The following is a 13181-nucleotide window of genomic DNA, read 5'->3' as shown; positions in this document are numbered from 1 at the left end:
CTTTCGGAATAAGGCTTATACAGGCTGTTTATGAAGGATTGGCAAACTTGTTTATAGATATTGACTAATGATATAATAAACATACAAAAGGGAGTAGTATAAGGTAAAAGAAAGTTAGGAGGGGAGTAGCTATGTTACGCTACAAACTGATTTACTTTGAGGATTTAAGAATAATACACAAAGATGACGAAACATATGTATAGGTTGATATCCTTTAACGCTAAATAAATTTTATTTGAGGTGATTTTATGGATATCAATACTATTAGGGTGTTAAAAAACAATGTAAATACTAAAGAGGCTGAAACTATGAAGCCTGCAGAAAAAAAACAGGATAAAAAAGACATCATTAGAAATGGATGTTTGAAGCTTACGGATTATATGGTTTACTAAATAAATAAAGAGGCAGCATTGCGCTGCTTTTTTTATTTGGCTCTTTGCAGTCAGTTGAGTAATAATGTGTGTAATTTTAAAGGTAAATTGCATTATATTGACATTGCGAAATTCATATATTTAAAGCTATAATTAATATTATGTTAACTATAATATAAGGAGTGATATGAGTGCGTGGAAGAAGAAAGAATAAGTTTATTGCAATTACATTAATTATTATAGTTATAATATCACTTCTTGGAGCAGGATACTTAATTTCAAGACCTGAAAAGAATATAATGACTTATAATAATTTTCTAAGCTCTATTGAAAGCAATAAAGTTGAGACAGTTTACCTTTCTAACAAGCCTGAATTAAAAGTGAAAATGAAGGACGGAAGCATATATTATACCGATAACCCAAGGAGTGACAGCTTAAAGGAAGAGCTTTTAAAGAAGGATGTCAAGGTTAACGAAGCTGAATCAAACTCAATTGGTGAAAAAGCCATGGGATTTGCTGCTACCCTGATACTCTTCGGAATCATAGGTTATTTCCTGGTTACTACGACAGCAAAGCAGAGAAGCGGCGGAATTATGGATGTCACGGCAATGTCTAAAGAAGCTGAAAACAATGTGCCCATAGGCTTTACAAATGTTGCAGGCAACGAAGAAGCGAAGGAAAGCGTAAAGGACATTGTAGACTTTCTTCAGGATCCCGATAAATACTTAAAATACGGTGCAAGAATGCCTAAAGGCGTAATGTTCTACGGACCGCCGGGCACAGGTAAGACATTGCTTGCAAAGGCTGTGGCAGGAGAAGCAGGTGTCCCTTTTTATGCACTGTCAGGTTCGGATTTTGTACAGGTATATGTTGGCGTAGGAGCCGGCAGAATAAGAGACTTGTTTAAGAAAGCAAGGGAAAAGGGTAAATGCGTAATCTTCATAGATGAAATAGATGCTCTCGGGAAAAAGAGAGACGGCGGAGGAATAGACGGCGGAAACGATGAAAGAGAGCAGACTCTAAATGCTCTTCTGGCTGAAATGTCAGGATTTAATGAAAGCCAGGGTATAGTGGTTATCGCGGCTACAAACAGGTTGGATACAATAGATGAAGCATTACTGCGTCCCGGAAGGTTTGACAGGCTGGTAGAGGTAGGACTTCCTGATATTAACGGAAGGCACGAAATACTAAAAATCCATGTAAAGGGAAAGCCCTTATCTTCTGACATAGATTTAAAAAGATTAGCAGAGCAGGCGGTATATTTCAGCGGCGCCATGCTGGAGAGCATGATAAATGAAGCTGCCATATTTGCGGCAAAAAGAAATGCCGCAGCAATTGAAAAAGCGGACATCGACCAGGCATTTTATACCGTTATTGCAGGCGCGGAGAAAAAGGACAGAAGTTCATTAAGGACAATTGACAGAAAAATTACCGCCTATCATGAAGCAGGACATGCTTTGATTGGAAAGCTTATTGCTCCCGATAACAAAATAACCAAGGTAACCATAATCCCAAGCACCAAGGGGGCAGGGGGATATACTGTGAATATACCTCCTGACAGAATGTATAGAACAAAAAAAGATATGGAAAAGGACATAATGATTAGCTTAGGTGGAAGATGCGCAGAAGAGATAATATTCGGTGAAGAAAACATAACGACAGGGGCTTCCGGAGACTTGGAGAGAGCTACAGAGATAGTTTTATCCATGGTTAAAAGGTTTGGCATGGATAAAGATGCAGGCCTTTTAAGCTATGATGTATTATACAGAAACAGCTTTACCAGCATAAATGATGATATTTTATACGGCTGTAAGGAAATGCTAAATAATCTTTACTCAGTGGTTAAAAAAATGCTGGAAGAAAATAAAGATAAGCTGGATCTGATGGCAAATGAGCTGCTTGTAAAAGAAACCTTAGAGGAGCAGGACATAGAGTCCATATTGGCTGCATAGCTGCGCTAATAAAAGAATCACGGGTGCTTAACCCGTGATTCTTTTATGCTTTTATGACCTCCACCTTGTTAAACTTAATCAGATAGCCCCGTTTGTCGCCATGGTTTCCCCAGAAGTTATCAAGTTTCTTTTTATCCTCATCTTCAGCAGCTTTAAAGCTGTTGGAATTCTCATAGTTGGGTATAAGGTTAGCCTTAACTTTTCTTAAACCGTCAGTAGTGCCGATAACCACCTGTACCTGCTTTATATGCCTCATCTCATAAATTTCAGTAAAAGGCCTGTAGCTTTTAATGGGGCGTAAATCGTTTATGCGTATTATCCCATCCACATTGGTATACAAATATTGGGCGCCGCAGTACTCAGCAACTGCCTTGCCGTCAAAAGATAATTTGGTTTCTGCAATTGGCTTGTCAGCAACAGCCTTGCTCTCTGCTGAATTCCCGTTTTCGGAATATACCTTGCTGCTAATTACTCTACCGTTGTTTTTAGCTCTGCCATTCCCATTTGCAGAGTGGTCGTTCTTTTCACCTGAACGATGGAATTTATTTTCATTATTCCTATTATCAGAAGCTGAAATTTTATTGAATTCCTTTATTCCGTTTGTTCTGCTTATTGAATCCTTTCCGGGTATTACAACATGGCCTTCCGAATCGGAACCGATAGACGAGAATTCATTATTGAAATAAAGGTATGAAGTATAAGCCTGGCACAAGACATTTATTTCCGCATCATAATCCTTCATGTTTTTATTAAAAAAGTCTTTGATTCTCATACCCTTGTTTTTTAAGATATCATATTTTCTCTTTATAATATCTTCGCTGGAAGGGTTATTTACTGCCAAACCCAATGCATAAAAAGATGAATCGGGATAAGATTCTATAATTGGTTTATCTCCCTCATTCTGATTATTGAATGAAAACCCTAATTTATTAAGCTTATTTATCAAATCCAAAGCTGAATTAAAGTACTCTTTATCAGGTGTGAACTTATCCTGATAAGTGTATAGGCTTTTTAGGCTTATAGTATTATCAAAGGCCCTCTTTTTTAATGTGATTTTATAACTGTCCTTATTTAATGATAACTTGTCGTTCTTTTGATAAATCAAACCGGGAAAATCCACCGATAATGCAGTTACGCTTTTACGCTTTAAAAGGTCCGCCAGTTTGTCGATTTCCAAATTATCCATGAATATAACATTAAGGTTATCATCAATTATACAAATACTGTATTTGTTTCCGTTTACAGTAATTCCTGAAAAGTATTTTGCCATATTGCTCTCCTTATGATATAGCTTTTTACATCCTTATATATTGATATAAATTTATAATATTTATTCTAGCTTTAGGTGATATTTCCTCTTTTTTTGTAAAAAAATATCCGTAACAAAGCTTTCTGGTAACCTTTAAAGGCTAAATCCTCTTTATATTATTATATGATGATATATATTTTAGGGAATCCTAAATATACATAGTATGCACATACATAATATATGTGTGTACACATATATTATGCTTCTTGCATTATATGCATTTTATTTATATAATTTAAGTCTGGAAGGTATCATAAAATAAGTCAATAACCCTGATGGGAGGGATTCTATATGGATGAAAAGGTTTATGTGATGGGTCATAAAAACCCCGATACCGATTCAATTTGTGCAGCCATTGGGTACGCCTATTATAAAAGAGAGACAGGGACTCAGAATGCCGTGGCTGCAAGGCTGGGGGAAATAAATAAAGAGACGGAATTTGTCCTTGAATATTTCAATGCGGATATTCCGGAGTTTATATCGACTGTAAAGATGCAAGTAAAGGATGTTGGAATAGACAGGGTTATACCTATTTATCCTGAGATATCTATAAGAAAAGCCTGGAACATAATGCAAAAGCAAAATGTAAAAACTCTGCCGGTTATCGATACTGCAGGCAAATTGACAGGTGTTTGTACATTATCTGACCTGACAAGTTATTATATGGACGTTTCCATAAATAATTTTTTTTCCAAAAGCAATACAAGTTTGAAGAACATAATAGAAACCATGTCGGGAAGGGTAATCAATAATTATACCTTTGATTTTTCCAATACAAATAACATTATCGTTGCTGCCATGGATATTGAAGAAGTGGTAAAGAGGATATTTAAAAATGATATAGTAATCGTAGGCGATAGGATAGACGTACATAAAAGAGCAGTTGAAAGAGGGGCGACATGCCTTATAATAACCGGCAACTTCAAGCCGGAAGACGAATTCCTTAAATATGCCGAAGATAACAATTGTATGGTTATATCCGTACCCCATGATTCCTTTACAACGGCAAGGCTTATAAATCAGAGCATACCTGTAAGTTATGTCATAAGCAACAAAAATATAATAAGCTTTGACAATGAGGATTTCATAAACGAAATAAAAGAGATTATGCTGGATACCAGGTACAGGGCTTATCCTGTAATAGACAATAACAAGGTTATAGGCACAATTTCGAGGTATCACCTTATTAAAGGAAACAGAAAAAAAGTAATATTATTGGATCATAATGAGCGAGCCCAGTCGGTACATGGCTTAGAGGAAGCAGAAATATTAGAGATAATTGACCATCATAGGGTGGGGGATATTCAGACATTAACACCGGTTTTTTTTGATAACCGCCCCTTAGGCAGCACTTCAACAATTATCGCCAGTTATTTTTTTGAAAGCGGTATAGCGATTCCTCGAAAAATCGCAGGATTATTGTGCAGCGCCATTATCTCGGATACACTGCTGTTCAAATCACCCACCTCGACAAATACAGATGAGGTTATAGCAAGGAAATTATCGGATATCGCAGGAATAGATATTTATGATTTCAGCAGCATGATGTTCAAAGCCGGCACTTCCCTGGCGGGAAAAAGCCCTGAAGCCATATTTTATCAGGATTTTAAAGAGCTCAATCTTGGGAGAAGCAAGGTTGGTATAGGACAAGTAACAACGATGGATTTGGAAGGGATAAATTCCATCAAGGATGAGCTTTTGCATTTGATGGAGGACATATGCATCAAAAGAGGCTACGACCTGGTGCTTTTAATGCTGACTGATATAATAAATAAAGGCTCGGAAATACTTTTTACGGGAAAATCCAGGGATATGATTACACAGGCCTTCAATGTCCATACCGCAAAGAATTCAGTCTACCTCCCCGGAGTGGTATCAAGAAAAAAACAGGTGATTCCCAATATAGCATCTGCAATGAACAAATAGCCTAAAAGGGCTATTTTTCACATGTTACTTATATAAATATTTAACATGATGAATGGTAAATAAATAATATTTTTTGTAAAACCATGTTCAATTAGACGAAATTTTCATTTTAAAGAGCATTTTTTATTTGGGTTCTTGTATTTTCTATTAACAATATAGTATATTAAAAACTGGGAATAAGCGCGTGTATTATTTTGCAGCTTTACATATAATTATTTACTTCACTGGGAAATATATTTATAAATGTTTTTTTAAATATTTTTTTAGTAATGTTGTAAATGATTACCCTTCATTATTTCTACAAATTTTGTTATACTGATGTAGACTAAATTTATTATCGTCTTCTTGTTGTTTGGGGGTAAAAAGTACAATGAAGAAATTTATTTATATAACCTTAATGATGGTTTTTATTTTTGTTTTATACGGCTGCGGCAGTGATGAAAGCGAGAAAATCTACGAAGATACGCAGATAAAAATGGACACGCCGATGACCATAAAGGCTTATGGAAAAAATGCCGAAGAAGCGGTTAAAAGGGCTTTTGAAAAAATTGACGAAATTGAGAGATTAACTAGCGTCAATATGGAAACCAGTGATGTTTCTAAAATCAATTCAAATGCCGGAGTGGACTATGTAAAGGTAGACCCTCAAGTCTTTTACATAATAAAAGAAGCCGTAAGGTTCAGTGAATTAAGCAGCGGCGTTTTTGATATAAGCATAGGGCCCGTTATAAAGCTGTGGGGAATAGGCACGGAAAATGCCAGGATACCTTCACAGCAGGAAATATATGATGCCTTATCCCTGGTAGGATACAAAGGGATTAAACTTAATGAAACCGAGCAGAGCGTATTCCTTGAAAAAAAAGGGATGCTTCTTGATTTAGGCGGTATTGCAAAGGGATATGCAGCAGATTGCGTTGTAGAAATTCTAAAGGAGAAGGGCGTAAATAAGGCGATAATAAATCTTGGCGGCAGCAATGTAACCGTTGTAGGCGAAAAAGAAAAAGATACTCCATGGGCAATTGGGCTTCAGCACCCAAGAAAAGCCGAGGCAGGCAATTATCTGGCAATAATAAGGGAAAGCGACAAAGCCATTTCCACTTCGGGAGATTATGAAAGATATTTTATCGATAACGGCAAAAGATATCATCATATATTCAACCCGGCAACTGGATATCCTACGATGAGCGGAATTATCTCCGATACGGTTGTTTTGGACAGTAAGTTGATAAAATACAGTGCAATGGCAGGAGACGCATTGTCCACGGTTGTCTTTGTGCTGGGGCCAGAAGAAGGGATCAAGTTCATAGAAGGCATTGAAGGTGTGGAATGTGTTGTTGCTACAGATGATTTTAAAATTTTCTCTACACCGGGAATAGAGGGCATAATATCTTCTATAAGCGAGGACTTTAAAAATGATTAAAAAAGGGGATAAATTACTCCTCATTCTTATAACAGCAGCAGTAATAATCGGCTATGGAGTAAATCTTTATATAGATAGGCTGAATGAAGGCAAAGAGGGTATAGCAATAATAGAAGTAGACGGAAAAGAGTACGGACGTTATGATTTGAAAAAGATGGATAATCAAACTTTTGAGCTTGAACTGCCCAACGGCGAACATTCCGTAGTTGAAATCAAAGACGGCATGATAAGGATAAAAGAAGCAAATTGTCCCGATAAAGTATGCGTCAACACATCATGGATTTCCAAACCCGGTCAGATAATTGTATGTCTTCCTTATCGTGTAATAATTAAAATGTCCGGTGAAGGAAATGAAGTAGATGTTTCCTATTGGCGAGGGGGAGGCAGGATTTGAAAAAATTAAGAAAGTTAACAACATTGGCGATGTTTATCTCCGTTGCTTTAGTGCTTCATGTGGTTGAAGGCATGTTGCCTGTACCCTTTACGGTACCGGGCATAAAACTTGGATTGGCAAATATTGTAACAGTTATAGCATTGATGTTTTTTAATTTCAGGGAAATACTTTTAATAGTAATAATCAGATGTTTACTGGGCTCGCTGTTTGGAGGCAGCATTTCTGCTTTTTTATTCAGCGTTACAGGAGGCCTTTTAAGCGCTGCTGTAATGGCAATTATATTTTATTTATTCAAAGATAGTTTCAGCGTAATTGGGATAAGTATAGTCGGTGCTATCTCACACAATATAGGACAACTATTTATAGCAAGTTTGATTATTTCCGATTTCAGGCTGTATGTATATTTGCCTGTTCTCATGATATCTTCATTGGTTACAGGAGTATTTATCGGAATTATAGTCAATTTTGCCAAGGGTTTGCTGATCAAAAATATCAGTAAATTAGGTCTTGACTTTAATGATAATTAATTTGAGGTGGTTAAAGTGAGTTATAAGGAACTGGATGTGATAAAAGATGAATTATGTGAACTGGAGAAATTCATTGTACGGAGTACCAGTACCCCTCAGCAATTGATATCGACAGCAGTTAATGAGTTGATAATCTCGGGAGGAAAAAGGATACGTCCAGCCCTTACCTTGCTTACCGGAAGGGCTCTTGGAAATAAAGTTGATAAATTAATACCCATAGCGGCATGTATGGAAATAATACATATGGCAACCCTTGTGCATGATGACATTGTGGATGATTCGGTATTAAGGCGCGGAAAATCTACAATACAATCTAAATATGGAAAGGATATTGCCGTTTTTGCAGGTGATTTTTTATTTTCTCAGGCTTTTATGGCCATAGCCCAATATGCCGACAAAAGCAATTTGAATAATTTCGCTAAGGCAATCAAAAGGATATGCGAAGGGGAAATAGAGCAATATGAGAGCAGATATTCCCTGAACATTTCATTGTTAAAATACATGAGAAGAATTAAGCGCAAAACGGGAGTCCTTTTAGCCTTAAGCTGTGTAGCCGGTATAGCCAACAAGATTATAAACTATAAAGCCATGAAGAATATGTACGCATACGGTATGAATTTTGGAATGGCCTTCCAGATTACCGATGACATCCTTGATTATGTGGGAGTAGAAGATACTGTAGGCAAGCCGGTAGGCAACGATATAAAAAATGGGATATACACCCTTCCTCTTATATATGCTCTTAATTATTCAGACAGAAAGGAATTTTTAAGAGAGAAACTTAACGAAAACCTTATAGATGACAATGATACCGTAAATGAAATTGTAGAAATCGTAAGGCAGTCAGGAGGAGTGGAATATTCCATAAACCTGGTAGACCGCTACATAAAAAAAGGCTTGGAAAACATAGAGGTTTTAAAAGAAAGCAAATATAAGGATTCATTAAGAGCAATAATTTTAAGTCTTAAAAAAAGAGAATATTAATATCAACGAAAACCCTTAAGGTAAAAACTTAAGGTTTTTTTTATTGAGCTTCAATTAATAATAAAGGTCACAGCTAAATATAATTAAGGTAAGGATAGTTGTGATTAATATTTATTGGCAAGAAGAGGTGTTTTTTATGCTGTCAAGAAACAAGGTAGAAGAAAGGGATACATATATTTATAATTTAAAGCCGGACTTAAGGGGATTAAGCAGCGCTGAGGCGGCTAAGAGGATAAAAATATATGGTGCTAATGAGATTGAAGAAAAGAAAAAGAAATCGGCAATTTTTATTTTTTTAAATCAATTCAATGACTTTATGATTTGGGTGCTTATGGGAGCAGCGGTTATTTCCGCTCTTATGGGAGAAGGAGCAGATGCATTGACCATCACTGCCATAATAATATTAAACGGAATAATGGGTTTTATCCAGGAATACAGGACTGAAAAATCCATGGAAGCCTTAAAAGAACTGGCAGCTCCTACTGTTAAAGCCATAAGGGATGGATATGTCGTGGTAATACCCGCAAGGGAAATAGTTCCAGATGATATTATTGTATTGGAGTCAGGAGACAGAGTGCCGGCAGATTCCATATTGATTGAGGCAATGAGCCTGCAGGCAGATGAATCTCTTTTAACAGGGGAATCGGTGCCGGTGGATAAAAGGCCCATACAACCTTCCGTGAAAAGGTCAGTTGCCGCAGGCGCGGTAAACACCCTTTATATGGGCACCATAATAACCGGCGGCAGAGGGAAGGCACAAGTAGTTTCAACGGGCATGGCAACAGAGATGGGCAAGATTGCAGATATGCTGCAAAGCGTTGAAGAAAAGCAGACACCTTTACAGGAAAGGCTGGAGAAGCTGGGCAAAATCATGGTATATGCCTGCTTGCTGGCATGTATCGTAGTAACAGTCACCGGTATATTAAAAGGTGAAGAAATATACATAATGTTTTTAACGGGAGTCAGCCTGGCAGTAGCCGCCATTCCGGAAGGACTTCCTGCTATCGTTACCGTTTCCCTTACAATGGGGGTTCAGCGAATGTTAAAAAGGAATGCCTTAATCAGGAAGCTTCCTGCCGTTGAAACCCTAGGCTGTACTAACGTAATATGCTCTGATAAGACCGGAACCCTGACAGAAAATAAAATGACGGTAAAGGAAATATATTGTGATGAGAGAGTTATTGAGGTATCTGGCACCGGCTACGATACTTTAGGGGATTTCACGATGAATGGAAGAAGGTTACATGTTGAAGCAAGTGAAGTTTTAAGCCTTTTAATGGAGGCAGCGGTCTCCTGCAGCAATTCAAGCATTTCATCACCTAAAAAGAGCAGCAAGCTAATACCGCTAAAAAGAACGGCTAAAGAAGAGGTATCAGTGATAGGCGACCCGACAGAAGTTGCCCTTCTGATACTGGGGCACAAAGCCGGAAAGCTTAAAAATGATATTGATATTAAGTATCAAAGGGTAGGTGAGATACCCTTTGATTCGGACAGAAAGCGAATGTCGGTGGTTGTTAAATGCAAGAATGGGTATTATGTATTTTTAAAGGGGGCTTTGGATAATACCATAGACCGCTTAAGCAGTATACATACAAGCAGCGGTATAAAGAGAATATCTCCTTTGATAAAAAAATCCATATTATCTTCAAATGACAAAATGGCCCAAAAGGCATTAAGGGTGCTTTGCGTTGCATATAAGAAGCTGGAGCAGCTTCCTTCAAAGATGGATGTTGAAATGATAGAAAAAGATCTTGTATTCTTAGGGCTGGCAGGTATGATTGATCCTCCGCGGGAAGAGGTAAAAGAAGCAGTAAATATATGCAAAATAGCCGGCATAAAACCTGTTATGATTACCGGAGACCATAAAGAGACAGCTATTGCCATAGCAAATGACCTTAAGCTCATGGATAAAAGCAGCAAGGTATTAACTGGAAAAGAACTGGATGAGATAAGCGATGGCACTCTAAATAAAATTGCCATGGATGTTTCTGTTTATGCCAGGGTCACTCCAAAGCATAAATTGAGAATTGTAAAGGCTTATAAGGAAAATGACTGCATTGTTGCGATGACGGGAGACGGAGTAAATGATGCGCCTGCCATAAAAGAAGCGGATATCGGGGTATCCATGGGCAAAACAGGTACCGATGTCACCAAGGAAGCTTCAGCAATGGTGCTCTTAGATGATAATTTTGCCACCATTGTTGCGGCTGTGGAAGAAGGAAGGATAATTTATGATAATATAAGAAAATTCATAAGGTATCTTTTATCCTGTAACTTAGGCGAAGTATTGACCATGTTTTTAGCATCATTAATAGGATACTCAACACCACTTCTGCCTATACAGATATTGTGGGTAAACCTTGTAACTGACGGCCTTCCTGCCATAGCCTTAGGAGTGGACCCGCCGGATAATGACATAATGTTAAGGCATCCCAGAGGAAAAGATGAAAGCATCTTTTCCCATGGCCTTGCCGATAAGATTATTATAAGAGGAGTGCTTATCTGCCTTTGTACCATTACTGTATTCCTGGTTAACTTAAAACTATCGGGCAGTCTTGAAAAAGCTCGCACCATGGCCTTTGCAACTTTGGTCATGTCCCAGCTTATACACGTGTTCGAATGCAGGTCGGAAAGACATACAATATTTGAAATAAATTTTTTCAAGAATATTTATCTCATATTTGCGGTTATTACTTCCATATGCATGCTGTGCATAGCAATTTATATACCTTCACTCCAGTCAGTTTTCAAAACCGTAAGTTTGGACTTGGGTGATTGGATAGAAATACTGTTCTTCTCAGGAGCAATATCCCTTGTTATAAATCTTACGTACTACATTAAACCGGCAAAAAAATAAGAACCTTTGGGTTCTTATTTTCTTATTATCTTCCTCTGTTGTTTTTGCTTGGGCTGATCTACATCGATTATGCTTTTCTTTGTTGTAAGGTTTTGTATATTCATTGCTTCTACAGTTTCGCTGTTTTTTTCCTTTATACCCTGGATGAGAACCAAATTGCCCACCTGAAGATGTATCATGTTGAATTTCTTGAAGAAGGTCCTCTTTTTAAAATAACATCTTGCGATGTTTTTGCTTCTTTCGGGTCTTAATAAAATATCTACTCTTAGGTTATGTATGAAAAACAGAAAAGTTTTTTCCGTTACTTTTACACTTACTATGTTTCCTCTAAGACCTGTAAGCCTATCGCCGTATTTTTTTAAGAATCTTTGCTGCAGCATGTCATTTAAAGTGTCCTTAAAACCCATAATCAAAACTCCCTCATAAATATATTATTATTGCGGTCTACCACAATTTCATTATAGTTTTAGTATATAATGATATTTTCTACCAATTTACAGAATTTATTTTAATATAGCAATTATAGCACAAAGTACTTTAATCATGCCATTATATAGTATCAGATTTTGTTCATATAATAAATAGCGAAATTAATTGATTTAATATATACGTTTGGATTATTATAAAAATTGTAGAGCTTAAAATTCAAACCTAATAATAGCATATCCTTAAGGTATAAATATATTATAATAAATGCGGAGGATTATAATGGATAAAAAAACTATAGCTTCCATGATAGACCATACACTTTTAAAGCCTCAAGCCACCATAAAGGATGTTGAAAAGCTGTGCAGTGAAGCAACGGACTTCGGATTTTCATCGGTGTGCATAAACCCTTACTTTGTAAAGGCTGCAGCAAAAAAACTTTCCGGCAGCAGTGTATCCGTTTGCACAGTCATAGGCTTTCCGCTGGGCGCCAATACAACGGAAACAAAGATTTTTGAGGCGAAAAAAGCAGTGGAAGAAGGCGCAGTGGAGGTTGATATGGTAATAAATATAGGTGCCTTAAAGAATAAGGAATATGATTACGTAAGGGATGATATCAATGGGGTCGTTGAAGCCGTAAGGGATAAAGCAATTGTAAAGGTCATAATTGAAACCTGTCTTTTGGATGACGATGAAAAGGTAAAGGTATGCAAAATAGCAATGGACGCAGGAGCTCATTTTGTGAAGACATCCACGGGCTTCGGTATAAAAGGTGCAACTATACATGATGTAGAGCTTATGCGGGAGGCTGTAGGGGAGCATTTAGGAGTCAAAGCCTCGGGAGGTATAAAGACCTATGAGGATGCCGTAAATATGATTAATGCCGGAGCAACAAGGTTAGGTACAAGTTCCTCCATAAAAATAATTGAATAAACATAAAAAATAAACCGCAAAGGTTTATTTTTTTATGTGCTCTTAAAGCGATAATTATTAATATATTGAATATTATATATTA

The 13181-nt window shown here is 37.0% G+C and carries 11 protein-coding genes; 9 read left to right on the top strand and 2 right to left on the bottom strand.

What is annotated here, in order from left to right; translation table 11 throughout:
* Positions 1 to 248: 248 nt before the first annotated feature.
* Together OXPF_RS22480 and ftsH are read left to right on the top strand one after the other, a co-directional pair.
* On the top strand, positions 249 to 392 hold the full coding sequence (locus OXPF_RS22480; protein ID WP_160317204.1) for a hypothetical protein: 144 nt from the start codon (positions 249 to 251) through the stop codon (positions 390 to 392).
* Positions 393 to 562: 170 nt separating this feature from the next.
* A complete protein-coding gene (ftsH, locus tag OXPF_RS11020) occupies positions 563 to 2323 on the top strand; it encodes an ATP-dependent zinc metalloprotease FtsH (protein ID WP_054875262.1) in 1761 nt (586 codons plus the stop codon).
* A 43-nt stretch (positions 2324 to 2366) separates the two neighbouring features.
* Here ftsH and OXPF_RS11015 read toward each other — a convergent pair whose 3' ends face one another.
* A complete protein-coding gene (locus OXPF_RS11015; RefSeq protein ID WP_054875261.1) occupies positions 2367 to 3593 on the bottom strand; it encodes a hypothetical protein in 1227 nt (408 codons plus the stop codon).
* A gap of 330 nt (positions 3594 to 3923) precedes the next feature.
* Here OXPF_RS11015 and OXPF_RS11010 point away from each other — a divergent pair, with 330 nt between their 5' ends.
* The 6 genes from OXPF_RS11010 to OXPF_RS10985 all read left to right on the top strand — a co-directional run bounded on the left by OXPF_RS11010 (position 3924) and on the right by OXPF_RS10985 (position 11740).
* Positions 3924 to 5558, top strand: a complete 1635-nt coding sequence (locus tag OXPF_RS11010; protein ID WP_054875260.1) for a putative manganese-dependent inorganic diphosphatase — start codon at positions 3924 to 3926, stop codon at positions 5556 to 5558.
* A gap of 370 nt (positions 5559 to 5928) precedes the next feature.
* Positions 5929 to 6978, top strand: a complete 1050-nt coding sequence (locus tag OXPF_RS11005) for an FAD:protein FMN transferase (RefSeq protein ID WP_054875259.1) — start codon at positions 5929 to 5931, stop codon at positions 6976 to 6978.
* Positions 6971 to 7372 (top strand): NusG domain II-containing protein, encoded by a 402-nt coding sequence (locus OXPF_RS11000; protein ID WP_054875258.1) that lies wholly within the window; start codon positions 6971 to 6973, stop codon positions 7370 to 7372. Before OXPF_RS11005 ends, OXPF_RS11000 begins: the two co-directional genes overlap by 8 nt.
* The gene (locus tag OXPF_RS10995; RefSeq protein WP_242854391.1) at positions 7369 to 7899 is read left to right on the top strand and encodes a Gx transporter family protein; all 531 of its coding nucleotides are present in this window, start codon (positions 7369 to 7371) and stop codon (positions 7897 to 7899) included. The genes OXPF_RS11000 and OXPF_RS10995 overlap by 4 nt, the downstream gene beginning before the upstream one ends.
* A gap of 15 nt (positions 7900 to 7914) precedes the next feature.
* The gene (locus tag OXPF_RS10990) at positions 7915 to 8883 is read left to right on the top strand and encodes a polyprenyl synthetase family protein (protein ID WP_054875257.1); all 969 of its coding nucleotides are present in this window, start codon (positions 7915 to 7917) and stop codon (positions 8881 to 8883) included.
* Positions 8884 to 9019: 136 nt separating this feature from the next.
* The gene (locus tag OXPF_RS10985; RefSeq protein ID WP_054875256.1) at positions 9020 to 11740 is read left to right on the top strand and encodes a cation-translocating P-type ATPase; all 2721 of its coding nucleotides are present in this window, start codon (positions 9020 to 9022) and stop codon (positions 11738 to 11740) included.
* A gap of 14 nt (positions 11741 to 11754) precedes the next feature.
* Here the strand turns inward: OXPF_RS10985 and OXPF_RS10980 are convergent, their stop codons facing one another.
* Positions 11755 to 12147: a hypothetical protein gene (locus tag OXPF_RS10980; protein WP_054875255.1), complete on the bottom strand. Its 393-nt coding sequence runs from the start codon at positions 12145 to 12147 to the stop codon at positions 11755 to 11757.
* 301 nt (positions 12148 to 12448) lie between these two features.
* On the opposite strand from OXPF_RS10980, the gene deoC reads away from it, so the two are divergent.
* Positions 12449 to 13099 (top strand): deoxyribose-phosphate aldolase, encoded by a 651-nt coding sequence (gene deoC, locus OXPF_RS10975; RefSeq protein ID WP_054875254.1) that lies wholly within the window; start codon positions 12449 to 12451, stop codon positions 13097 to 13099.
* The last annotated feature ends 82 nt before the right edge of the window (positions 13100 to 13181 follow it).

The sequence above is a fragment of the Oxobacter pfennigii genome (assembly GCF_001317355.1).
Lineage (GTDB): Bacteria > Bacillota > Clostridia > Clostridiales > Oxobacteraceae > Oxobacter > Oxobacter pfennigii.
The sequence above is the reverse complement of the archived record's forward strand: the minus strand, read 5'-3'. Positions and strand labels throughout refer to the sequence as shown.